Here is a 21885-nt window from a genome sequence, read left to right as displayed (position 1 = left end):
TGTTTTCCTTGAATTGGATCAGTTGATCGTCAGGCTGCCATTGTTGATATACCAGTAGTGCGTGACGCCCCCGGTGCCGGTCCACGTACCCAGGTTAAAGGTGTTGGTGCCCAACAGAGTAGCCGGGATTTCCGTTACCTGAAGTGCCTTCTGGGCCACGAGCCAAGTCAGTGCCGCCCCCGGCGACAAGGTTTCCGCAGCGCCCGTTGCGCGTACAAAATTGACCTTGCCGGTTCCAAAGGCTTTGCTCATGCCATTGGTATCCACGGCCAGCGCGGTGGCTTCATCGGCAGAAATGCCGCGCATGCTTTGCCATGGCACGCTGAAGTTGTAGATGCTGCTGGCCATGAATGCGGCCAAGCGGGGCTGGCGCAAGCGTTCGATGAAATGCGGCTCGGTCACCACGTTTGTCAAGGGGGAATACGCCAGGAAATTGTTGCCGATGGCAACCGTGGTCGGATTGAGCAGGGCGGTGCTCACTTCGGCCCCGCCCGGGTGGTAGTACTGGCCCATTATGGCCATACCGGCGCTGGTGCCGCCCACGGGCGCGAACTTGGTGTTGATCAGATAGTTGAGCGCCGTGCCCACACCCTGGCCCTTGAAGTAATTCACATAGTCGGCCTGGTTGCCGCCCGCCATGAAAACGGCACCCGCATTCTTGATCGTTTGCACCACACAGGCGTCGTTGGCTTGCGCCGTGCTGGTGATTAGCAGTGTCTGTACCGAATTGACGCCGCCCAAGCCGTAGATGTAATCGTTGTAGGCATTGGTGCCTGTGGAGCGCAGGACCACAAAGTCGCCCCCGCCCGATTTGCCAATCATCCACTTGATCGCGTTGTCGACGTCCATGCCGCCGCCCATCAGCACGGCGCCCCCGGTCGTGGTGCTCGGCTTGGGCGTGCTGTTGCCGGTCTTGCCCAGGTTCACAGCGGCCGGCAAGGTGCATGCCGTTGGCGTGCCGCCGCCACCTGGCGTGCCGCTGGAAGGGAAGGTGACGTTGAGCGTGTAGCGGCCCGCGCCGGAATAGCTTTTTACGCGCACGTAATAGACGCCGGCGGTCGTTGCGCTGTAGCTGCCGGTTTCCGGATTGGCGGAGGTGGAACGGTAAGCCACGTAGGAGCCGCTGCTCTTGTACAGGTACCAGTCGAGGTCGATGCCGCTGTCGTGCGCCAGGCTGATGTTGATGGCGCCGGGCGCTGCCACGTCGAGCTTGTACCAGTCGTAGTCGCTGCTTGAGGCGATGCTGCCGCTCACTGCCACGCCGCTGCACATGCCGGCGTTGGCGGAAGTGTCGGCATTATTCGGTTCGGCCTCCCCGGACAGGCACGCGCCCCAGGCAAGGGGAGCGGCGAGGATGGACGCGAGCATCCACGCCGCGCTTTTGAAAAGTCGGTTTTTCATTGTTCTGCATCTCCAGATTTCGGGTTATTTTTCTATGAAACAACTCTGTCAAATTGGCGGGCAAGAAAAAACTTTTACATTAAAAGTTTTCATGATCGATAATTTTCATCGAATATACGCTCAACACGAAAATAGTTCCAATTGTTTTTTTGGGGCACGTGTGAAAAACAAACAGGGAGGGCATGCGGGCCGGAATCGGCTTGCAGAGAGGTGAAAAAAAAGCCAACCGCAGATGGTTGGCTTGTGGATTATCGCGCTGCCTTGGGGGCGTCTTCGGGCGCGCCCAGTATTTGCTTGTAGGCGGCATACGTCGCGCACTGAAAGATCAATATCGAGACGAAGGTGATCCAGGTCCCGATGACCTGGGCAATGGCCGCGGTCCCGAAAATCATCGCAAAGACCTGGTGCAGCAGCGCCGACAGCGCAATCCACACCACCAGCATGACGGCGATCGGGGCTTTCGAGCCCAGCACGGCAAACACGCTGTAGAAAATCGCCTTGAAGGTAGGCATGCGCTTCCAGTAGGTCAGGCCCGGCGCGAACGACAACAGCAGCGTTGACACGGCCAGCACCAGAAAAAACATGGTGAAGGCCAGCGCGGTCCTGCCATCCACCACCGGCTGCTTTTTCGCTTCCATCATTTTCATCGCCGCCTTGACGGCTTCAATATCGATGAAGGGGATGACGGCAAGGGCCAGTACGATCACGATGCCCAGGTAGACCAGGCCGAGCTTGAACAGCGGCCCGATCGCTTCCTTTTGAAAACCGGTCAGCAGCACGCGGGGATGAACGCGCTCTCCATTGTCGATCATGCGGCACGATTGCTGGATCGCCATGGTGAATGAGGGCATCGCGAGGTACGCGACGATCACGCCCAGTACCGGCAACATCACCAGCAAAATGGTGACCATGAAATTGGCAAATATCAGCATCATCAAGATGCCTGGCTGCTGCTTGAACAGGCCAAAGCCCTGCTTGAGCCAATCGATGCCCGTACGTGCCGGCAAACCTTTCATGAGAACAGCTCCGGCGCGGTAGTGGCAATGCGCTCGCGCAAGATGCGTTCGAAGTGGAACGGATCGTGCGGCGTGAGCATTTCAGCTTCGCGCGGCAGGTGGAAGTCGTACAGGCGCGAGAGCCAGAAGCGCAGCGCGGCGGCGCGCAGCATGGCTTGCCAGGATTCATGCTCGTCATGCGTGAACGGACGCACCGCGTGGTAGGCGTCGAGCATGGCGCGCACCCGAGCGGTGTCGAGCTCGCCGGTGGCCAGGTCGATGCACCAGTCGTTGACCGTCACGGCCATGTCGAACAGCCAGGTGTCGCAGCCGGCGAAATAGAAGTCGAAAAACCCGGTCAGCTGCTCGCCAACAAACATCACGTTATTGCGGAACAGGTCGGCGTGCACGGGCCCGCGGGGAATGCGGTGGTAGTGCGCGCTCGCGGCAAAGGCTTGCTGGAAATGCATTTCGGCCCGCAACAGTGCCGCGCTGCCTTCGTCGAGCATGGGCAAGACTTTGGGCGTCGTTTCGTTCCACCAATCAATGCCACGCAAATTAGGCTGTTGCAGCGGAAAGTCGACGGCCGCCAGGTGCATGCGCGCCAGCATGGCGCCGACCGCGGCGCAATGCACCGGCTCGGGCGCCATTTGCGAGCTGCCGTCGAGTTTGCTGACGATGGCTGCCGGCTTGCCGTGCAGCGCCACCACCAGCTCGCCCCGTGCGTTGGCAACGGGGGCGGGCACCAGCACGCCGCGCTCAGCCAGGTGGCGCATCAAGTTCAGGTAGAACGGGAGTTGATCGAAACGCAGCACCTCGAAAATGGTCAGCACATACTCGCCGGCATCCGTCGTGATGAAAAAATTGCTGTTTTCGATGCCTGAGGCAATGCCCTTGATGGCGCTTGCTTTTCCTAAAGGGAACTGCTGGAGCCAGGGGGCGACGTCATCCAGGCTGACCGCGGTAAAAACTGCCATGTGAAAGCGTTATAAAAGTAAAGTCGGTATGGATAAGCGGCGAGGCCGGGCTTACTTGGCGGGGACGGTCTTGGGCGGCGGCGCGTCGGCGGTCTCGGCGGCAGCTTCGGCAACTGGCTTCTTTTTGCCTTTGCCAAACTCCAGCACCGTCCATTGCGGTCCGCGAACAGAATTGCCGCTTTGCACGTCACCGTGCTGGGCGTTGCCGGCAGGCACGTTCGGCTTCATCGTGTACGTACTCGGGCCGGCCTGGACTTTGACTTCGGTCACCCGACCGCCATCCTTCTTTTCGGTGATTTTGGTGCCGCCCTTGGCCGATTTGGGCGTGACGTTAACCGACGGGCGCGGCGTCTGGACCGGTTCGATGGTCTCCAGCTTTGGCGGCGCATCGCCCGGTTTCGGCGGCGCCTCGCTCGGCTTGGCTTGGGCAAACACGGCGCCAGCATGCGCACTCAGGCACAGGGACAGGCACAGGGACAAAATTTTCCGCAGGGGGGATGCGCGCAGCATGATAGGTTGCCTTCTTAGTCGTTTAGACCATTGTAACAAAGCCACGCCAACCCTGTGGAAAGTCTGGCAAGCGCCCCCGGTCCGCCAGGCGCGGCCAGCGAAGCGGGCGCGATGCGGGGCCAGGGCGGATTCTGCGATAATGTCTCACGCTTTGCCGCGCTGTTTTTCACGCGGCTTCAACCTCACGCTTTGACCTCACATTCGGCACCATGCAAAATACCCTGTTGTTAGTCGACGGTTCCAGTTACCTGTACCGCGCGTTCCACGCCCTGCCAGACTTGCGCAGCCCGGATGGCCATCCCACCGGCGCCATGCACGGCATGGTCAACATGTTGCGCCGCCTGCGCCAGGACTACCCGGCGGCCTACATCGCCTGCGTGTTCGACGCCAAGGGCAAGACGTTCCGCGACGATATGTACGCCGACTACAAAGCCACCCGCGCGCCCATGCCCGACGACCTGCGCCTGCAGATCGAGCCGATCCACGAAGTGGTGCGCCACATGGGCTGGCCGATCCTGATGGTCGAAGGCGTCGAGGCCGATGACGTGATCGGCACGCTGTCGGTGCAGGCCACGAACATGGGCTTGAACACCATGGTCTCGACCGGCGACAAGGACCTGGCGCAGCTGGTCAACGACAAGGTCACCCTGATCAACACCATGACCAACGAAAAGCTCGACGAAGCGGGCGTACTGGCCAAGTTCGGCGTGCCGCCCAACCGCATCATCGACTACCTGGCGCTGATCGGCGACACAGTCGACAATATTCCGGGCGTCGCCAAGTGCGGCCCCAAGACCGCCCTCAAGTGGCTGGCCGCGCACGACAGCCTCGAAAACGTCATGCAAAACGCGCACACCATCACCGGCGCGGTTGGCGAGAACCTGCGCCAGGCGCTGGCATGGCTGCCCAAGGGGCGTGAACTCATCACCGTCAAGCTTGACTGCGACCTGGCCGGCCACATGGTGTCGATTGCCGACACGCTGGTGGCCCAGCCTGAAAATCAGGAAGGCTTGCGCGACTTTTTTGCGCGCTATGGCTTCAAGACGCTGCTGAAAGAGTTGAACGTTAATATTGACACCGCCAGCGGCCCGGCAGCGCTGTTCAATTCGCCTGAAGGCGACTTGTTCAGCAGCGCCGACGACTTGCCGGTCATCCGCGGCGAGTACGTCACCATTACCACCGAAGAGCAGCTTGACGCGTGGCTGGCGCTGATCGACAGCGCCGAACTGACCTCGGTCGACACCGAAACCACGTCGCTCGAACCGATGACGGCGCAAATGGTCGGCATTTCGCTGAGCGTAGAGCCGGGCAAGGGCGCTTACATCCCGGTCGCGCACCGCTACGCGGGCGTGCCCGAGCAGCTCGCGCGCGATCTGGTGCTGGCCAAAATGAAGGCGTGGCTGGAAGACCCGGCCAAGCCGAAGGTGGGCCAGAACCTGAAGTACGACAGCCATATTTTCGCCAACCATGGCATTACGCTGCGCGGCATCGTGCACGACACGCTGCTGCAGTCCTACGTGTTCGAGTCGCACAAGCCGCATGACATGGACAATATGGCCAAGCGCCACCTGGGCTACACCACCATTTCGTTCACCGAAGTGTGCGGCAAGGGCGCCGGCCAGATCTGCTTTGACCAGGTGGAGCTTGAGCGCGCCACCGAATACGCGGGTGAGGATTCAGACATCACGCTGCGCCTGCACCATGCCATGAAAGGCCATGTGCTGGGCGACGCCAAGCTCGAATTCATTTACCGCCAGATCGAGTTGCCCACTTCCGTGGTACTGCAAAAGATCGAGCGCAATGGCGTGCTGATCGACGGCGCGTTGCTCGACCTGCAGTCGGGCGAACTTGGCGCGCGCATCATGGAGCTCGAACAAAAAGCGTACGAACTGGCCGGCGGCCCGTTCAACCTGGGTTCCCCCAAGCAGATCGGGGAAATTTTTTTCGGCAAGCTGCAACTGCCGGTGATTAAAAAAACGCCGACCGGGGCGCCATCGACCGACGAGGAAGTGCTGCAAAAGCTGGCCGAAGACTATCCGCTGCCTAAAATTTTGCTCGAATACCGCAGCATGTCCAAGCTCAAGTCGACCTATACCGACAAGCTGCCGCGCATGGTCAACCGCGACACGGGCCGCGTGCACACCAATTATGCGCAAGCGGTGGCCGTGACGGGGCGCCTGTCGTCCAACGAGCCCAATTTGCAAAATATCCCGATCCGCACCGCCGAAGGGCGGCGCATCCGCGAAGCCTTTATCGCGGGCCCTGGCAACGTGATTGTTTCGGCCGACTATTCGCAAATCGAATTGCGCATCATGGCCCACATCTCGGGCGACGAAGCGATGCTGCGCGCGTTCTCGGAAGGCGAGGACATTCACCGCGCCACCGCGTCCGAGGTCTTCGGCGTGGCGCCAGCCGACGTGCAGTCCGAGCAGCGCCGCTACGCTAAGGTCATCAACTTTGGCCTGATCTACGGCATGAGCGCCTTTGGCCTGGCCAGCAACCTGGGCGTGGACCGCGCGGCCGCGCAAAGTTATATCGACAAATACTTCGCGCGCTTTTCGGGCGTGCGCCAGTACATGGAAGACACGCGCATGCAGGCCAAGGCGCGCGGCTATGTCGAAACCGTGTTCGGCCGGCGCCTGTGGCTACCCGAGATCAATTCGCCGAACGGCCCGCGCCGCCAGGGCGCCGAACGGGCCGCGATCAATGCGCCGATGCAGGGCACGGCGGCCGACTTGATCAAGCTGGCGATGATTGCGGTACAGGGCTGGCTGGAAGAAACCGGCATGGCCACGCGCATGATCATGCAGGTGCACGACGAACTGGTGCTCGAAGTGCCGCAGGCGGAACTGGACGTGGTCAAGATCAAGCTGCCGGAACTGATGGCGGGCGTGGCGGCGCTGAAAGTGCCTCTGCTGGCCGAAGTGGGGATCGGCAGCAACTGGGACCAGGCCCACTGATAATGCTAGCAACGCAAGCTGTAAGAGTTGTAAGCAAATGTACTTTCGTGCGGCAGCGCACCTTATTGTTTCCTATTGGAATGTATAGTAGGGCATGTCTGGAGTTAGGGCTGCGGACGGTGTCCACCGTCCATATATGAGGCAAAAAATGAATACTACTTTGACGCGTTTAAGCTTGGCCACCTCCACCATTTGCGCAGCGGCGGTCCTGGTCGCCTGCGGCGGCGGCGGCTCCTCCACACCGACGCCGGCATCTTCGGCCATGGGCTCGGTCCGCGCTTCGCTCACCGACGCGCCCGCCTGCGGCTACGATGAAGTCAACATTACCGTCAACAAAGTGCGCGTGAACCAGAGCGAGACAGCGTCGGAAACCGACGGCGGCTGGACCGACATTACGCTCGCCGCGCCCGTCAAAGTCAACCTGCTCAAGCTGACCAATGGCTTGATCGAACCGCTGGGCACCGCACCCCTGACGGCCGGCCACTACAGCCAGATTCGCCTGGTGCTCGACGCCAATACTGCCGACAATATGGCCAACAGCGTCAAGCCTACCGGCGGCACGCTGCAAAACCTGATCACGCCGAGCGCCGTTCAAAGCGGCCTGAAGTTAAATGGCAGCTTTGATGTGGCCGCAGGCCAGGTGGCCGATGTCGTCATCGACTTTGATGCCTGCAAGTCGATCGTAACCCGTGGCAACGGCAAATATGCGTTGAAGCCCGTGATCAAAATGCTGCCTGCGGTATTGAACGGTATCTCGGGCGTCATTGCACCAGCCCAACTGACCAGCAACGTCATGATCAGCGCCCAGCAAGCGGGCGTGGTCGTCGCGTCGACCGTCCCGGATCCGATCAGCGGTGCTTTCCTGCTGTCGCGCCTTCCGGCGGGCAGCTACGACGTCGTCATCACGGGCGCGGGCAGTGCAGCGACCGTGATTGGCGCCGTGCCCGTCAGCGCGACGGCCAGTGTTCCAGTGAGCACCAGTACGACGCCGATCACGCTTGCCAGCAGCGCCACCGGCAGCATCGGCGGCACCACCAAGCTGACGCCGGCAGCTGAATTGGCCACCTACGTATCGGCCAAGCAATTGTTTGCCGCCGGTCCTACCGTGACGATCAAGTACGCCGGTTCCGACCTGGTGACGGGCGCCTACGCCATCAACGGCTTGCCTTTGAACGCACCGCAATACGCCGTCTATTCGACCACCTTGCCACTGGTGTTCGCGCCTGCGACAACAGTGCTGCCGGGCATAGCCAAATACACGGTGTCGGCCTCGGCGCTCGGCTACGCAACGCTGCCGTTCGCCACCGCGGTCGATATTGCCGTGGCGAATGCGTCCAACGTCAATTTCGCCCTGGTGCCGTAAGCCTTTGCGGTAACGCTTAAACCGGAGTCATCAATAGGGTCAGGCCGCAGAAATGTGGTCTGACCCCGTTTTTATGCGGCGGGGCGGTACAATGCGGGTCTTGCGCTTATCGCAAGCACTGCCCAGAGGCTTCAAAATCGACCCGATTCTCATCTCCATCCTGCTCGCAACGACGATTGCGGGGGTCTTCAGCATCACCGCCGCAGCGGTGTTTTCGTTCGCGCTTCTGTCCCGGATGGTCGAGCGCATGGTCAGCTTGTCGGTGGGCATCATGCTGTCGACCTCGCTGCTGCATGCGCTGCCCGAAGCGTTTGAATCGACGGCCGACAAGCGTCATCTGTTCGCCACGCTGCTGGGCGGCCTGCTGGCGTTTTTTCTGCTGGAAAAACTCGCCATTTTGCGCCATTCGCACCACCACGAGGGCGACGGCCACCACCACGCGCACGGGCATGACAAGATGGAGGCGGGCAAGGCTGGCTGGATGATCCTGATCGGCGACGGCTTGCACAATTTTACCGACGGCATCCTGATTGCCGCCGCCTTTATTGCCAATCCCGAACTGGGCATCGTCACTGGCCTGGCGATCATCGCGCATGAAATCCCGCAGGAAATCGGCGACTTCATTGTGCTGCTCAACGCCGGGTTTTCACGCGCGCGGGCGTATTTCTTCAACTTGCTGTGCAGCCTGATGGCCGTTGTCGGCGGTCTGCTGGGCTACTTTACGCTCGACAAGGCCAGCCACCTGATTCCCTACGTGCTGGTGTTCGCCTCGTCCGGCTTCATCTACATTGCCGTGAGCGACCTGATGCCGCAGATGCAGCGCCGCGCCACGCTGCGCGAATCGGTGCCCCAGGTGTTGCTGATCGGTGCCGGCGTGCTGCTGGTGTTATTTCTGACCTCCGGCCGCTAGCCCCGTCAAGACCTTGTCAGCTCCGTTTTCGATTCGATGAAGACGCGCTTGACCTTGGGATAATGCTGCTTGATATCCCGGTCGATCTGCGCAAACACGTCGTGCACCCGGGCCCGGTCAACCGCGGCGCTGACGTGCAGACTGATATTAACGAGAATATATTCCGGTCCCATGTGCATGGTGAGCACCTCGCTCACCCGGTCGACATTGGCGTTGTTGCCAATCAGCGCGCGGATGCCGTCGACCACGTCGCTGCCGGCGCTCTCGCCGATCAGCAAGCCCTTGCTTTCGACGGCCAGGAAAAATGCGACCAGGCCCAGCAATAGACCGATCAGCACCGAAGCGGCGCCGTCGAAGGCCGGGTTGCCGGTCACTTGCCCCAGGGCGATGCCGCCCAGCGCAAACACCAGTCCAAGCAGCGCCGCGCTGTCTTCCACCAGCACCGTGAAGACCGTTGGGTCCTTGCTCTTGCGAATCGCCTCAAGGTAGCCCAGCGACCCTTTGATGCGCCGAAATTCCTTGAGCGCGACCCACCACGAAATGCTTTCAAACACCAGCGCCGCCGCCAGCACGCCGTAATTGACCAGCACGTTTTCAATGGGATTGGGGTGCCTGAGATGGCGCACGCCTTCATAGATGGAGATGCCGGCGCCGAAAGCGAAAATCAGGATTGCCACGACCAGGCTCCAGAAATACACTTCCTTGCCGCGCCCGAAGGGGTAGCGCGCGTCGGCCGGCAAGCTCGACCGGTGCACGCCGTACAGCAGTAAAATTTCATTGCCGCTATCGACGACGGAATGAAAGCCCTCCGACAACATGGCCGAACTGCCCGTGAAGGCGGCGGCCACGAATTTGATCGCTGCGATCAAGAGATTGCCGATCAGGGCGACATACACTGTTTTTTTAGTTCCGTCCGACATGGCACTCCTGGTCTGTTGGGTGCAGGGTAGCACTTGCGCTCTAGCGCAGCTGCACGCGCCGTAGCGAACGCACGCCCGGCCAGCGCGGTAGTACCATCCAGATTGCACACACACATAAGGGATGTCGAGATGCCTTCAAGCCAGCACCGCCGCAACGCCGGACAACAGCTGCTCTACAGCATCGCCTATGATCAGGGCGAATACTTCATCACGCGCGATGGCGTGCTCAAGAAGTCGGTTCCTGACGCCATGGTTGCCGGTATTGTCCTGGCCGAAGCCACGCCCGAACTAATGCTGCGCACGGCCATTGCCGATATCGAAGCGCTGATCGGCATGGACGAATAGCAGGACGTTTTAGGCTCCGGTGGCGATCGGGCGCGCTGGATCGGCGCACCACTCGCTCCACGAGCCGGGATACAGCGCCGCACCGGGCATGCCGGCCACTTCCAGCGCCAGCAGATTGTGGCAGGCCGTCACGCCCGAGCCGCATTGCATCACGGCGCGGGCCGGCTCGTCGATCAGGTTTGCAAAGTCGGCCTTGAGCTGCGCCGCTTTCTTGAAGCGGCCGTCGGCTTGAAGGTTATCCTTGAAGAAGCGGTTTTTGGCGCCCGGTATGTGGCCACCCACCGGATCCATGGTTTCGTTTTCGCCGCGAAAGCGGTCGGGCGCGCGCGCGTCGACGATGGTGTTGGCGCCGCTTGCCAGGTTGTGCAGGACATCTGCGGCCGATACCGTGGCGCCAAGCGGCGCCTGCGCGGCGATGCTGCCGGGCGCGCGCACGGGCACCTGGTCGGACATCGGCAAGCCCTGCGCCTGCCAGGCGGCCAGGCCGCCGTCGAGCACGGCCACGCCCGCGTGGCCGACCCAGCGCAGCAGGAACCACAGGCGGGCCGCGAACATGCCGCCGTGGGCGTCGTAGGCGACGACCTGGCTGTCCGGGTTGATGCCCCAGGTGCGCAGCGTGTCGATCAGCGCGGCGCGCTCGGGCAGCGGATGGCGGCCGCGAAACACGCCGTCGGCGCCTTGCTTGGGGCCGGATAGTTGCGTGTCCAGCGCGGCGAACAGCGCGTTGCTGATATGGCCGATGGCGTAGCCGTCCGGGCCGGCGGCCGGGTTCATCAGGTCATGGCGGCAGTCGAGGATGACCCAGTTCGGGTCGTCAAGGTGGGCGGCCAGGTCGGCAGGCGAAATCAGGGTGGTGTGCATGGGATCCTCGGGTGGCGCTGTTGGCGTGTATTGTAATGTTACCTTATTAGCCACTGGTTTCCCGTTACCTTCCTTGCCGTCACACTTCGCTGGCGATCGGATCGGTGTCCGTCACGGCGGCCCCGCGCGGGGTTTTTTTGGTGTTGTAGAACGTCGCTGCAATCCCGGACGCGAGAATGACCCCCATCCCCAGCCACACATACCAGCTGAAGCGGTCGCCCCACAACAGCATGCCCCACAGGCTGGAAAAGATAATCCCGGTGTACTGCAAATTGGCCACGACCAGTACCTTGCCCACGCGGTAGGCGCGCGTCATGGCCATCTGCGCCATGGCGGCGCTCACGCCAATGGCCAGCAGCAGCGCCACCCCGTACGGCGTGTGCGGCGTGAGCATGGGCATGCCGGCCGGGCGCCCTTCCAGGATGGTGCCGAAGGCGCCGGCGCACACGGTCATCAGCGAAAAATAAAACACCACCCGGTATTCCGGCTCGCCCATCTGCCCCAGTTTGCGCACCTGCATGTAGGCCAGCGCCGAGAGCACGCTCGACATGATGCCCACCACGCCACCGAGCCACTGGTCGGCCGCCACGGCCGGCTGCAGCACCAGCGTGACGCCGACAAAGCTCATGCCGATAGCGGCAATCAAGGGCCATTCGACGTGGTTTTTGGATTGCCACCAGCCTGCGCACAGCAGGAACAGCGACATCCAGATGGGGGCCATGTAATTGAGCGTGACGGCGGTGGCCAGCGGCAGTTTGCCGATCGCGTAAAACCACAGCCACAGCGACACCACACCGACCAGGGCGCGCCACAGGTGGGCGCCGGCGAACGCGGTGCGCAGACTGCCGCGCTGCGCGCGCACCAGGACCAGCAGCATCAAGGTGCCAACCAGGCCCCGGTACATCACGATTTCGGAGGTTGAATACAGCGTGGACGCAAGCTTGACGGCCGCCCCCATGATGGAGAAGGCAAAGCTTGCGAACAGCATCCACAGAGACGGCATGAAATCCTAAAGCGTGAGGTTGCTGCGATACCACTCGTGAAAGTGCTGCATGCCGTCTTCCATTGGCGACTGGTAGGGACCCACTTCGCTCACCCCGCGCGCCATCAGGATGCGGCGGCCCGCATCCATGCGCTGGGCGATCTCGTCATCCTCTTTGCATGTCTCAAAATACGCTGCGCGTTCCGCTTCGATGAACTCGCGCTCGAACAGCACGATTTCCTCGGGATAGTAGAACTCCACCACGTTCTTGGTGCGCTGCGGTCCGTCCGGATGCAGCGTCGAGACGATCAGCACATGCGGATACCACTCAACCATGATGTTCGGGTAGAGCGTGAACCAGATCGCGCCTTTTTCGGGCGGCACGCCGTTGCCGAACTTGAGCACTTGTTCCTGCCAGCGCTGGTAGACGGGCGAGCCGGCCTTGGTCAGCGCGCGGTTCACGCCCACCGTCTGCACGCTGTAGTCGGGGCCGAATTCCCATTTCAGGTCGGCGCAGCTGACAAAGCCGCCCAGGCCCGCGTGGAACGGCTCGACGTGGTAGTCCTCGAGGTAGACCTCGATGAAGGTCTTCCAGTTGTAGTCGCAGGTCTGCACTTCGACATGGTCGAACATGTAGCCCGAAAAATCGAAATCGGTGGCCACCGACAGCTGCGCGAGCTTGTCCATGACGTTGTAGCCGTTTTGCTCGAACAGCAGTCCGTGCCAGTTTTGCAGGGGCGTCTTGGACAGGTTCAGGCAAGGCGTCTCCGGAAAATGCGGAGCGCCTATCAGTTCGCCTTTGAGGTCGTACGTCCAGCGGTGAAGCGGGCAGACGATGTTGTTGGCATTGCCGCGCCCATTGAACATCAGCGCCTGGCGGTGGCGGCAGACGTTGGACAACACTTCGATGCCGTTGGCGTTACGCACCAGCATGCGCCCTTCGTGCTCGGCGGCGAGCGTGGCAAAGTCGCCTGTTTCGGGCACCATCAGCTCATGGCCGATATAGCGCGGGCCGTCCCGGAACAATTGTTCCATTTCGCGCCGTAACAGCGCCTCGTCAAAATAGACATCTACCGGAAGCTGCGCACACGAGCGCGCGAGCTTGGCGTGGGTAGCCAAATCGGACATCCCAACCCCCCTTTAAAAGAGCTTCGAGCCAAAGAAGAGAAAGAATCCAAAGACCAGTATTTTGGAGAACGCAATACGGTATTTCGGACATAACCGGCGATTATACCGTGAACGGACTCGGCAGTCGCGGTCCCGCACGCGAATGCGTGGATTGAATATGCAGTTCTTGCACGAAAGGCATCGGTTTCATCTTCGCTGCCTGCTTGCTATAAAATGGTGTCATTACCTATGGGATGGATTGTTCTAATTTATCCGGTTAGACTGCGCCTCACGCCAAAAAGTTGCGTACGCGTTCACATATCAAAGTGTCTATGTCAAAGAAATCAACAGTCGAGCAAGTAGTGCCCCCGGAATCGTTCGAACAGGCGATGGCCGAGCTGGCCCAGCTTGTCACCCAGATGGAGTCGGGCCAGTTGCCGCTCGAAGCGTCCGTCGCGGCGTACGCGCGCGGCTCCGAACTGGTTAAATATTGCGCCCAGCAGCTCGAAAAAGTGGAATCGCAAGTCAAGGTCCTCGAGGGCGACATGCTCAAGCCGTTCGCGGTCGAGGGCGAGGGCATGCAATGACGCCAGCGAGCAGCTTTGCCGACTGGATGGCGGCGGTGCAGGCGCGCGTCGAAGCGTCGCTCGGCGCGTTTTTGCCGCATGCCGAGACGGTTCCGTTCAAACTGCACGAAGCGATGCGCTACACCGTGCTCGGTGGCGGCAAACGGGTGCGCCCGCTGCTGGTGTTCGCCGCCGGCGCGCTGTTCGGCGCCGACGCGCGCGCGCTCGAACGCGCGGCGGCAGCCGTCGAAATGATCCACGCCTATTCGCTGGTTCACGACGACATGCCCTGCATGGACGACGACGCGCTACGGCGCGGCAAGCCCACCGTGCACGTGGCGTATGATGAAGCGACCGCGCTGCTGGTGGGCGACGCGCTGCAGGCGCAGGCATTTCTGGTGCTGTCCGAAGGCGGCGCAGTGCCGCCGGCGCGCCAGGTCGCCATGCTGCGCTTGCTGGCGCACGCAGCCGGATCGGGCGGCATGTGCGGTGGCCAGGCGATTGACCTGGACAGCGTCGGCCTTGCGCTCACGCGCGAACAGCTCGAACAGATGCACCAGTTGAAAACCGGCGCCTTGCTGCGCGCCTCGGTGGTACTCGGCGCGCTGGCCGGCGCCGACCTGCAAGACGGCGAACTGGCCGCGCTCGACGCCTATTCGAACGCGATCGGCCTGGCCTTCCAGGTGGTTGACGACGTGCTCGACGCGACGGCCGATTCAGCCACGCTGGGCAAGACCGCGGGCAAGGATGCGGCGGCCAACAAGCCGACCTACGTATCGATTCTGGGCCTGGATGCTTCGCGCGTCCTGGCCGAAAAACTGCGATGCGACGCGCATGAGGCGCTCGCACCGTTTGGCGACAAAGCAGGCCGGCTCCGCGAACTGGCGGACCTGATCGTGCAGCGGAAGGCGTAACCATGAATTTACTAGAACACATCAACGAACCGGCGGAGCTGCGCAAGCTCGCGCGTTCCCAACTGACGCCGCTCGCGCACGAGCTGCGCAACTTTCTGCTCGACTCGGTCTCCAAGACGGGCGGCCATTTGTCGTCCAACCTGGGCACGGTCGAACTGACCATCGCGCTGCACTACGTGTTCAACACGCCGTACGACCGCATCGTCTGGGACGTGGGCCACCAGACCTACTCGCACAAGATCCTTACCGGGCGCCGCGAGCAGTTTCACACGCTGCGCCAGTTCGACGGCATTTCGGGCTTTCCGCGCCGCGTAGAAAGCGAATACGACACCTTCGGCACGGCCCACTCGTCGACCTCCATCTCGGCCGCGCTGGGCATGGCGCAGGCGGCCAAGATCAAGGGCGAGCACCGGCACGCGATTGCCGTCATCGGCGACGGCTCCATGACGGCCGGCATGGCTTTTGAAGCGCTCAACAACGCGGGCGTGCAGGAAGACATCAACCTTCTGGTAGTCCTGAACGACAACGACATGTCGATTTCGCCGCCGGTAGGCGCGCTCAACCGCTATCTGGCGCGCCTGATGTCGGGGCAGTTTTACGCCGCCTCCAAAACGGTGGCCAAGTCGGTGTTGCCAGGCCCGGTGCGCGAACTGGCCAAGCGGCTCGAAGAGCATGCCAAGGGCATGGTGGTCCCGGCCACGATGTTCGAGGAATTCGGTTTCAATTACATCGGCCCGATCGACGGCCATGATCTTGAATCGCTGATCCCCACGCTGGAGAACATCAAAAAACTCAAGGGGCCGCAGTTCCTGCACGTGGTGACCAAGAAGGGCCAGGGCTACAAGCTGGCCGAAGCCGAGCCGATTCTGTACCACGGCACCGGCAAGTTCAATCCGAACGAAGGCATCAAGCCCGGCGCGGCCGGCAAGACCACTTACACCGAAGTGTTCGGCAGCTGGCTGTGCGACATGGCCGCCGCCGACAAGCGCCTGGTCGGCATCACGCCGGCGATGCGCGAGGGTTCGGGCATGGTCAAGTTCGAGGAAAAATTCCCGGACCGGTATTTTGACGTCGGCATCGCCGAGCAGCACTCCGTCACGTTCGCGGGCGGCCTGGCGACCGAAGGCCTGAAACCGGTGGTGGCGATCTATTCGACCTTCCTGCAGCGCGCCTACGACCAGCTGATTCACGACGTGGCGCTGCAAAACCTGGACGTCACGTTTGCGCTGGACCGCGCGGGCCTGGTGGGCGCCGACGGCGCCACGCATGCGGGCAACTACGATATCGCATTTTTGCGCTGCATCCCGAACATGGTCGTGATGGCCGCGTCCGACGAAAACGAATGCCGCCAGATGCTCACCACCGCGTACCACTACGAAGGCCCGGCGGCGGTGCGTTATCCGCGCGGCGCCGGTATCGGTGCGGTAATCGAAAAGGCGCTCACGTCAATCTTGATCGGCAAGGGCGAGATCAAGCAGCGCGGCAAGGGCGTGGCGATCCTGGCGTTTGGCTCGATGGTGTCGCACAGCGTGGCGGCGGGCGCCGAGTTGAATGCCACGGTTGCCAACATGCGCTTCGTCAAGCCGCTGGACGTGGAACTGGTCAGGCAGCTGGCCGCGGAACACGAGTACCTGGTGACGGTGGAAGAGGGCTGCATCATGGGCGGCGCGGGCGCTGCGGTGGCCGAGGCGCTGGCCGAGGCGGGGATCGTCAAGCCGCTGCTGATGCTCGGCTTGCCCGACAAGTTCATCGACCATGGCGATCCGCATGCGCTGCTCGCTGGTGTGGGTCTGGATGCCAAGGGGATTGCAGCGTCGATTCGCCAGCGCTTTGGGGCGATGGAGCCGCGGCTGGTGGTCAACAACACCTGAGAATTGCGCGCGGTTTGGGTAGTGCGCGCTTTGCGTAGGTCGGAAAAGCGAAGTGCATTCCGACATTGCTAGCGTCATCGTAACGCATGCACTGTCGGAATGCGCTCCCGCTTTTCCGACCTACGATTTGATGTATTACGATTTCAAGGTGTTACTTAAGAGCGGCTGTCTTGCGATAGCGGTTCAATTCTTCAATCAGCCACACCGCGCTCGTCACCGGCTGTTGCCCCTCGCACGCCATCATGTAAGCCTTCCCGCTGCTGCTGCTGGTTGATGCCCCCAGCTTGATGAACGACTCGGCAGTCGGCAGCATATCCTTCTTGTCCAAATACTCGTATTTGCTCGCCAAATGCTTTTTCGCGCTCTTGGCGTCATACCAGCTGCCGTTGCGGTTGAACCTGCACTGCGACTGCTCCACCGCGCCCAGCAAATGCGCCACTTCCGCCTTGGTAATCTCAGGCGTTGCCGCTGCAGCCATATTCGCCGCCAAAATAGTTCCTACCAGAATCAATAACTTCTTCATTTCTCAACCTCGTTGACGTTCGTGCTGCCATAGTACATCGCTGCCGCCCGCGAACCGGTTGAGCACACGCGAAAGCACGAACATCAAGTCCGACAAACGGTTCACATACTGGCGCGGATGCTCGTTGATGGTTTCGGTTTTACCCAGCGTCACGATGCTGCGTTCGGCGCGCCGGCATACCGTGCGGCACACATGGGCGATCGACGCCGCGCGCGAGCCGGCCGGCAAGATGAATTCCGACAGCGCCGGCAAGGTCGCGTTATATTTTTCCAGCAAGTCGTCCAGGCGTCCCACATGGTCGTCCGTGATCATCTGGTAGCCGGGGATGCACAGCTCCCCGCCCAGGTCGAACAAGTCGTGCTGGATCGTGATCAGCTCTTCGCGCAGCTCGGCCGGCATGTCTTCGCACAGCAGCAGGCCAACAAAGGAATTGAGCTCGTCAACCTCGCCCAGCGTGTGGATGCGTACGCTGTCCTTGTCGGTGCGGCTGCCGTCGCCCAGGCCGGTGGTGCCCTTGTCGCCGGTGCGCGTGGCGATCTTTGAAAGTCGGTTACCCATGATGTCATCGTCCCATTGCAAAAAAGAATAGGGCGAGCATACGACAAAACGACCGATAGTGCTTACAATCGCAGCATGCCAGCCTCCCTCCCCATCGCCGTCCCTATCGATAACGCGCGCCAGCAGCAAGTGGCCGCAGCGCTGCGCGCGCTGCTGCCCGAAGGCTGCGTGCTGTCGGACGCCGAAGATACCCGTCCCTACGAATGCGACGGCTTAGCTGCGTATCGCCAGTTGCCGATGATCGTCACGCTGCCGCAAGACGAGGCGCAGGTGCTGGCGATCCTCAACACCTGCCGCGCCATGAACGTGCCCATCGTGCCGCGCGGCGCCGGCACCGGCTTGTCGGGCGGGGCCATGCCGCTCGCCGACGGCGTCGTCATTTCCACCGCGCGCCTGAACCGCATCGTGCGCATGGAGCCGTACGCGCGCCTGGCGGTGGTGCAGCCGGGCGTGCGCAACCTGGCCATCTCGGACGCCGCCGCGCCCTACGGTCTTTACTACGCGCCCGATCCGTCGTCGCAGATCGCCTGCACCATCGGCGGCAACGTGGCTGAAAACTCGGGCGGCGTGCACTGCCTCAAATACGGGCTGACGATCCACAACGTCATGCGCGTGCGCGTGGCGACCATTGACGGCGAGATCATCGAACTTGGCGGCGAAGCGCTGGACGCGCCGGGACTGGACCTGCTGGCCGTGTTCATCGGCTCGGAGGGCATGCTCGGCATCGTCACCGAAGTGACCGTCAAGCTGATCCCCAAGCCGCGCGCGGCGCGCGTGATCATGGCCTCGTTCGACAGCGTGGTCACCGGCGGCAATGCGGTGGCCAGCGTCATCGCGGCGGGCATTATTCCGGCCGGGCTGGAAATGATGGACCGCACCTCGTCGCGCATGGTCGAACCTTTCGTCAAGGCCGGCTACGACACGGACGCCGCCGCCATCTTGCTGTGCGAAGCGGACGGCACCGAGCTGGAAGTCGATGAAGAAATCGAACGCATGTCGGCCGTGCTGGCGCTGGCCGGCGCCAGTGCCATTGCCATCTCCACCACCGAGGCCGAACGCCTGCGCTTCTGGTCCGGCCGCAAGAATGCCTTCCCGGCGGCGGGGCGCATCTCGCCCGACTACTACTGCATGGACGGCACCATCCCGCGTAAGAAACTGGCGCAGGTGTTGACCGGCATCGAGCGCATGGAGGCGGCGCACGGCCTGCGCTGCGCCAACGTGTTCCACGCCGGCGACGGCAACCTGCACCCGCTGATTTTGTTTGACGCGAATGTGCCGGGCGAATTTGAACGGGCCGAAGCCTTTGGCGCCGAGATTTTGGCGCTGTGCGTCGAAGTGGGCGGCACCATCACCGGCGAGCACGGGGTGGGCATCGAAAAGATCAATTCCATGTGCGTGCAGTTTTCGCGCGCCGAGCTGGACATGTTTTTTGCCGTCAAGCGCGCCTTCGATGCGGCCTTCCTGCTCAACCCTGACAAGGCGATTCCCACGCTGAACCGCTGCGCCGAATTTGGCAAGATGCGCGTGTCCGGCGGCGTGCTCCCCTTTGCCCACCTGCCGCGATTCTGACATGACTGCACTCGACAACTTCCGTGAACAGGTACTGGGCGCCGCCGGCGCGCGGCGCACCCTGCGCATCCGTGGCGGCGGCACCAAGGACTGGTACGGGCAGGCGTTCGAAGGCGACATCCTCGACACGCGCGGACACGCCGGCATCGTCGACTACGAACCTACTGAACTGGTGATCACGGCGCGCTGCGGCACGCCGCTGGCCGAAGTCGAGGCCGCGCTGGCCGAACGCGGCCAGATGCTCGCCTTCGAGCCGCCGTACTTTGGCGACGGCGCCACGTTCGGCGGCGCCGTTGCCAGCGGCCTGTCGGGCCCGCGCCGGGCCAGCAGCGGCGCCGTGCGCGACTTTTTGCTCGGCGCAGTGCTGATGGACGGCCAGGGACAGGTGCTGACCTTCGGCGGGCAGGTCATGAAGAACGTGGCTGGGTACGATGTCTCGCGCCTGCTGGCGGGCTCGCTCGGTACGCTGGGGCTGATGCTGCAGATGTCGGTCAAGGTACTGCCGCGCCCGTTGCGTGAATCGACGCTGCGGTTTGAGATGAGCGAGATCGATGCGCTCAAGCGCCTGAACGAATGGGGCGGGCAGCCGCTGCCGATTTCGGCCAGTTGCTGGAGCGACGGCGTGCTGACGCTGCGCCTGTCCGGCGCGCAGGCGGCGGTGGAGGCGGCCGAGCGGTCGCTGGGCGGGGCAAGCGTGCATGACGGCGCGGCGCTCTGGCGCGCACTGCGCGAGCAGCAGCATGGATTTTTCAGCGGGGCGGACAGCCTGTGGCGTTTGTCGGTCCCGTCAGCGGCGAGCGCCATCCTCTTGCGCGGCGAACAGCTGATCGAGTGGGGCGGGGCGCAGCGCTGGCTGAAAAGCGCGTCCGACGCCGCGACGGCGCACAACATCCGGCGCGCCGTCAGTGCGGCCGGCGGGCATGCCACGCTGTTTCGTGGCGGCGACAAGAGCGTGGGCGTGTTCCAGCCGCTGGCGCCTGCCATCGCCAAGATCCACGAACGGCTCAAAGCGTCGTTCGATCCCGCGCACGTTTTTAATCCCGGACGGATGTACTGACCCATGCAAACCAATCTCGCCGATTTCATCAAGGGCACCCGCGAAGGCGACGAAGCCGAAGCGATCCTGCGCGCCTGCGTGCACTGCGGTTTTTGTACGGCCACCTGTCCCACCTACCAGATACTGGGCGATGAGCTGGACGGTCCGCGCGGGCGCATTTACCTGATCAAGCAGGTGCTCGAAGGCGCGCCCGTCACCAAGAAAACGCAGCTGCACCTGGACCGTTGCCTGACCTGCCGCAGCTGCGAGAGCACGTGCCCGTCAGGCGTCAAGTATGGGCGCCTGGCCGACATTGGCCGCAAGGTGATCGAAGAGCGCGTGCCGCGCACGCTGGGCGAACGCGTCACGCGCACGCTGCTCAAGGAAGCACTGCCGCGCCCATGGATCTTCAAGCCGCTGTACAAGGCGGGGCAGCTGGTGCGACCGCTTTTGTCGCCAGCGCTGCAGGACAAGCTGCGCAAAAGCGCACCGGCGGGCCGCTGGCCGCTGCGCGCGCATGCGCGCAAGATGCTGGTGTTGGATGGCTGCGTGCAGCCTGCGATGGCGCCCAATATCAACGCGGCGACCGCGCGCGTGCTGGACGCCTTTGGCGTGCAGCTGATCACCGCGCCCAAGGCCGGCTGCTGCGGCGCGCTGCGCTATCACCTGAACGACCAGGAAGCTGCGCTTGACGACATGCGCCGCAATATCGACGCGTGGTGGCCGCTGGTTGATCAGGTGGAGGCGATCGTGATGACCGCGTCAGGCTGTGGCGTTACGGTCAAGGAGTATGGACACTTGCTGGCGCACGACGCGCAGTATGCGGCCAAGGCGCGCCGCATTGCAGAGATGACGCGCGACCTGTCCGAGATCATGCCGCAATTCGAGACTGAACTTGGGGCCAGAATAAAAGGGCGTGGAGGGAAGAAGGTGGCGTGGCATCCGCCGTGCACCTTGCAGCATGGGCAGCAGATTCGGGGCAAGGTAGAAGGGGTGTTGCGCGCTGCCGGCGTCGAGGTGACGCTATGCGCCGACAGTCATTTGTGTTGCGGTTCGGCGGGCACGTATTCGGTGCTGCAGCCGGCACTGGCCACTGAACTGAGGGACAGGAAGCTGGCGAATTTACTTGCTACCGGCGCGGAGGTGATCGTGTCGGCGAACGTGGGCTGCCTCAGTCACCTGCAATCGGGTACGGATATACCCGTGACGCACTGGATCGAACTGGTCGACCAGGCACTGGCCTGATTATGAACCGAGGCGTGCTTTTTCTTCTGCGGTGAGGCGCTTGGTGCTGACGACAACCGTGACCATTTTTGCTTCGATGGCAGCTTTGGCGACAGGAGCGGTAACAACGACGTTGGCAGTGGCGAAAGTGGTGAAGCCAGCCAGGATGAGGGCTGCGACGAAGACTGCTTCCATGTTTTTGTTGATGTTCATTTGAATCGTTCCTTGATGTGTTTTGGTATGTACACATTATGAACATCGGGCACATATAACGCCAATTTCAAGTTCTGATA

The 21885-nt window shown here is 62.3% G+C and carries 21 protein-coding genes; 10 read left to right on the top strand and 11 right to left on the bottom strand.

The genetic code is table 11. From position 1 onward, the window contains the following. Positions 1-18: 18 nt before the first annotated feature. The 4 genes from ACP7BV_RS24565 to ACP7BV_RS24550 form a co-directional block, all read right to left on the bottom strand. Positions 19-1401: a pre-peptidase C-terminal domain-containing protein gene (locus ACP7BV_RS24565; RefSeq protein ID WP_426107505.1), complete on the bottom strand. Its 1383-nt coding sequence runs from the start codon at positions 1399-1401 to the stop codon at positions 19-21. Between the two features lie 248 nt (positions 1402-1649). Continuing rightward, entirely contained in the window at positions 1650-2417 is a 768-nt protein-coding gene (locus tag ACP7BV_RS24560; RefSeq protein WP_426107504.1) for a BPSS1780 family membrane protein, read from the bottom strand. Beyond that, a complete protein-coding gene (locus ACP7BV_RS24555) occupies positions 2414-3373 on the bottom strand; it encodes a homoserine kinase (protein WP_426107503.1) in 960 nt (319 codons plus the stop codon). Before ACP7BV_RS24555 ends, ACP7BV_RS24560 begins: the two co-directional genes overlap by 4 nt. 51 nt (positions 3374-3424) lie before the next feature. Then, entirely contained in the window at positions 3425-3883 is a 459-nt protein-coding gene (locus tag ACP7BV_RS24550; protein ID WP_426107502.1) for a hypothetical protein, read from the bottom strand. Positions 3884-4092: 209 nt separating this feature from the next. Here ACP7BV_RS24550 and polA point away from each other — a divergent pair, with 209 nt between their 5' ends. The 3 genes from polA (at position 4093) to ACP7BV_RS24535 (ending at position 9116) form a co-directional block, all read left to right on the top strand. Next, on the top strand, positions 4093-6843 hold the full coding sequence (gene polA, locus ACP7BV_RS24545) for a DNA polymerase I (protein ID WP_426107501.1): 2751 nt from the start codon (positions 4093-4095) through the stop codon (positions 6841-6843). A gap of 148 nt (positions 6844-6991) precedes the next feature. After that, entirely contained in the window at positions 6992-8206 is a 1215-nt protein-coding gene (locus tag ACP7BV_RS24540; RefSeq protein ID WP_426107500.1) for a DUF4382 domain-containing protein, read from the top strand. Between the two features lie 160 nt (positions 8207-8366). Next, positions 8367-9116, top strand: a complete 750-nt coding sequence (locus tag ACP7BV_RS24535) for a ZIP family metal transporter (protein WP_426107514.1) — start codon at positions 8367-8369, stop codon at positions 9114-9116. A gap of 5 nt (positions 9117-9121) precedes the next feature. Here the strand turns inward: ACP7BV_RS24535 and ACP7BV_RS24530 are convergent, their stop codons facing one another. After that, positions 9122-10036, bottom strand: coding sequence for a cation diffusion facilitator family transporter (locus ACP7BV_RS24530; protein WP_426107499.1), 915 nt, complete (start codon positions 10034-10036; stop codon positions 9122-9124). 129 nt (positions 10037-10165) lie between these two features. On the opposite strand from ACP7BV_RS24530, the gene ACP7BV_RS24525 reads away from it, so the two are divergent. Continuing rightward, positions 10166-10381, top strand: a complete 216-nt coding sequence (locus ACP7BV_RS24525; RefSeq protein WP_426107498.1) for a hypothetical protein — start codon at positions 10166-10168, stop codon at positions 10379-10381. Between the two features lie 9 nt (positions 10382-10390). Here the strand turns inward: ACP7BV_RS24525 and ACP7BV_RS24520 are convergent, their stop codons facing one another. From ACP7BV_RS24520 to ACP7BV_RS24510, 3 genes are all read right to left on the bottom strand, one after another. Then, the gene (locus tag ACP7BV_RS24520; RefSeq protein ID WP_426107497.1) at positions 10391-11242 is read right to left on the bottom strand and encodes a sulfurtransferase; all 852 of its coding nucleotides are present in this window, start codon (positions 11240-11242) and stop codon (positions 10391-10393) included. 79 nt (positions 11243-11321) lie between these two features. Next, a complete protein-coding gene (locus tag ACP7BV_RS24515) occupies positions 11322-12245 on the bottom strand; it encodes a DMT family transporter (protein WP_426107496.1) in 924 nt (307 codons plus the stop codon). A 6-nt stretch (positions 12246-12251) separates the two neighbouring features. Further along, on the bottom strand, positions 12252-13352 hold the full coding sequence (locus ACP7BV_RS24510; protein WP_426107495.1) for an aromatic ring-hydroxylating oxygenase subunit alpha: 1101 nt from the start codon (positions 13350-13352) through the stop codon (positions 12252-12254). Between the two features lie 311 nt (positions 13353-13663). On the opposite strand from ACP7BV_RS24510, the gene ACP7BV_RS24505 reads away from it, so the two are divergent. Genes ACP7BV_RS24505 through dxs form a run of 3 tightly spaced genes read left to right on the top strand, consistent with a single transcriptional unit; the run spans position 13664 to position 16682 of the window. Beyond that, the gene (locus ACP7BV_RS24505; RefSeq protein ID WP_426107494.1) at positions 13664-13918 is read left to right on the top strand and encodes an exodeoxyribonuclease VII small subunit; all 255 of its coding nucleotides are present in this window, start codon (positions 13664-13666) and stop codon (positions 13916-13918) included. Next, a complete protein-coding gene (locus ACP7BV_RS24500) occupies positions 13915-14811 on the top strand; it encodes a polyprenyl synthetase family protein (RefSeq protein WP_426107493.1) in 897 nt (298 codons plus the stop codon). The genes ACP7BV_RS24505 and ACP7BV_RS24500 overlap by 4 nt, the downstream gene beginning before the upstream one ends. Positions 14812-14813: 2 nt before the next feature. Further along, positions 14814-16682: a 1-deoxy-D-xylulose-5-phosphate synthase gene (dxs, locus tag ACP7BV_RS24495; RefSeq protein WP_426107492.1), complete on the top strand. Its 1869-nt coding sequence runs from the start codon at positions 14814-14816 to the stop codon at positions 16680-16682. 151 nt (positions 16683-16833) lie between these two features. On the opposite strand, the gene ACP7BV_RS24490 is transcribed toward dxs, so the two are convergent. Together ACP7BV_RS24490 and ACP7BV_RS24485 are read right to left on the bottom strand one after the other, a co-directional pair. Beyond that, on the bottom strand, positions 16834-17205 hold the full coding sequence (locus tag ACP7BV_RS24490; RefSeq protein ID WP_426107491.1) for a DUF5329 domain-containing protein: 372 nt from the start codon (positions 17203-17205) through the stop codon (positions 16834-16836). Positions 17206-17208: 3 nt separating this feature from the next. Continuing rightward, positions 17209-17763: a cob(I)yrinic acid a,c-diamide adenosyltransferase gene (locus ACP7BV_RS24485; RefSeq protein WP_426107490.1), complete on the bottom strand. Its 555-nt coding sequence runs from the start codon at positions 17761-17763 to the stop codon at positions 17209-17211. A 75-nt stretch (positions 17764-17838) separates the two neighbouring features. Between ACP7BV_RS24485 and ACP7BV_RS24480 the strand changes: the two genes are divergently transcribed. The 3 genes from ACP7BV_RS24480 to glcF are packed head-to-tail and all read left to right on the top strand — an operon-like array spanning position 17839 to position 21613. After that, complete coding sequence (locus tag ACP7BV_RS24480) at positions 17839-19332, top strand: FAD-linked oxidase C-terminal domain-containing protein (protein ID WP_426107489.1); 1494 nt, start codon at positions 17839-17841, stop codon at positions 19330-19332. A gap of 1 nt (position 19333) precedes the next feature. After that, on the top strand, positions 19334-20389 hold the full coding sequence (glcE, locus tag ACP7BV_RS24475; RefSeq protein WP_426107488.1) for a glycolate oxidase subunit GlcE: 1056 nt from the start codon (positions 19334-19336) through the stop codon (positions 20387-20389). 3 nt (positions 20390-20392) lie between these two features. Next, entirely contained in the window at positions 20393-21613 is a 1221-nt protein-coding gene (glcF, locus tag ACP7BV_RS24470; protein ID WP_426107487.1) for a glycolate oxidase subunit GlcF, read from the top strand. On the opposite strand, the gene ACP7BV_RS24465 is transcribed toward glcF, so the two are convergent. Further along, positions 21614-21805, bottom strand: coding sequence for a hypothetical protein (locus tag ACP7BV_RS24465; protein WP_426107486.1), 192 nt, complete (start codon positions 21803-21805; stop codon positions 21614-21616). Positions 21806-21885 lie beyond the last annotated feature (80 nt).

This window comes from Massilia sp. TSP1-1-2 (genome assembly GCF_049896185.1).
In the GTDB taxonomy this organism is placed as follows: domain Bacteria; phylum Pseudomonadota; class Gammaproteobacteria; order Burkholderiales; family Burkholderiaceae_D; genus Telluria_A.
This window is presented reverse-complemented; position numbering and strand designations above follow the sequence as displayed.

Coding starts and splice junctions, on each gene's coding strand:
- ACP7BV_RS24565 (WP_426107505.1), bottom strand. CDS start 1,401: ATGAAAAACCGACTTTTCAAAAGCGCGGCGTGGATGCTCGCGTCCATC.
- ACP7BV_RS24560 (WP_426107504.1), bottom strand. CDS start 2,417: ATGAAAGGTTTGCCGGCACGTACGGGCATCGATTGGCTCAAGCAGGGC.
- ACP7BV_RS24555 (WP_426107503.1), bottom strand. CDS start 3,373: ATGGCAGTTTTTACCGCGGTCAGCCTGGATGACGTCGCCCCCTGGCTC.
- ACP7BV_RS24550 (WP_426107502.1), bottom strand. CDS start 3,883: ATGCTGCGCGCATCCCCCCTGCGGAAAATTTTGTCCCTGTGCCTGTCC.
- polA (WP_426107501.1), top strand. CDS start 4,093: ATGCAAAATACCCTGTTGTTAGTCGACGGTTCCAGTTACCTGTACCGC.
- ACP7BV_RS24540 (WP_426107500.1), top strand. CDS start 6,992: ATGAATACTACTTTGACGCGTTTAAGCTTGGCCACCTCCACCATTTGC.
- ACP7BV_RS24530 (WP_426107499.1), bottom strand. CDS start 10,036: ATGTCGGACGGAACTAAAAAAACAGTGTATGTCGCCCTGATCGGCAAT.
- ACP7BV_RS24525 (WP_426107498.1), top strand. CDS start 10,166: ATGCCTTCAAGCCAGCACCGCCGCAACGCCGGACAACAGCTGCTCTAC.
- ACP7BV_RS24520 (WP_426107497.1), bottom strand. CDS start 11,242: ATGCACACCACCCTGATTTCGCCTGCCGACCTGGCCGCCCACCTTGAC.
- ACP7BV_RS24515 (WP_426107496.1), bottom strand. CDS start 12,245: ATGCCGTCTCTGTGGATGCTGTTCGCAAGCTTTGCCTTCTCCATCATG.
- ACP7BV_RS24510 (WP_426107495.1), bottom strand. CDS start 13,352: ATGTCCGATTTGGCTACCCACGCCAAGCTCGCGCGCTCGTGTGCGCAG.
- ACP7BV_RS24505 (WP_426107494.1), top strand. CDS start 13,664: ATGTCAAAGAAATCAACAGTCGAGCAAGTAGTGCCCCCGGAATCGTTC.
- ACP7BV_RS24500 (WP_426107493.1), top strand. CDS start 13,915: ATGACGCCAGCGAGCAGCTTTGCCGACTGGATGGCGGCGGTGCAGGCG.
- dxs (WP_426107492.1), top strand. CDS start 14,814: ATGAATTTACTAGAACACATCAACGAACCGGCGGAGCTGCGCAAGCTC.
- ACP7BV_RS24490 (WP_426107491.1), bottom strand. CDS start 17,205: ATGAAGAAGTTATTGATTCTGGTAGGAACTATTTTGGCGGCGAATATG.
- ACP7BV_RS24485 (WP_426107490.1), bottom strand. CDS start 17,763: ATGGGTAACCGACTTTCAAAGATCGCCACGCGCACCGGCGACAAGGGC.
- ACP7BV_RS24480 (WP_426107489.1), top strand. CDS start 17,839: ATGCCAGCCTCCCTCCCCATCGCCGTCCCTATCGATAACGCGCGCCAG.
- glcE (WP_426107488.1), top strand. CDS start 19,334: ATGACTGCACTCGACAACTTCCGTGAACAGGTACTGGGCGCCGCCGGC.
- glcF (WP_426107487.1), top strand. CDS start 20,393: ATGCAAACCAATCTCGCCGATTTCATCAAGGGCACCCGCGAAGGCGAC.
- ACP7BV_RS24465 (WP_426107486.1), bottom strand. CDS start 21,805: ATGAACATCAACAAAAACATGGAAGCAGTCTTCGTCGCAGCCCTCATC.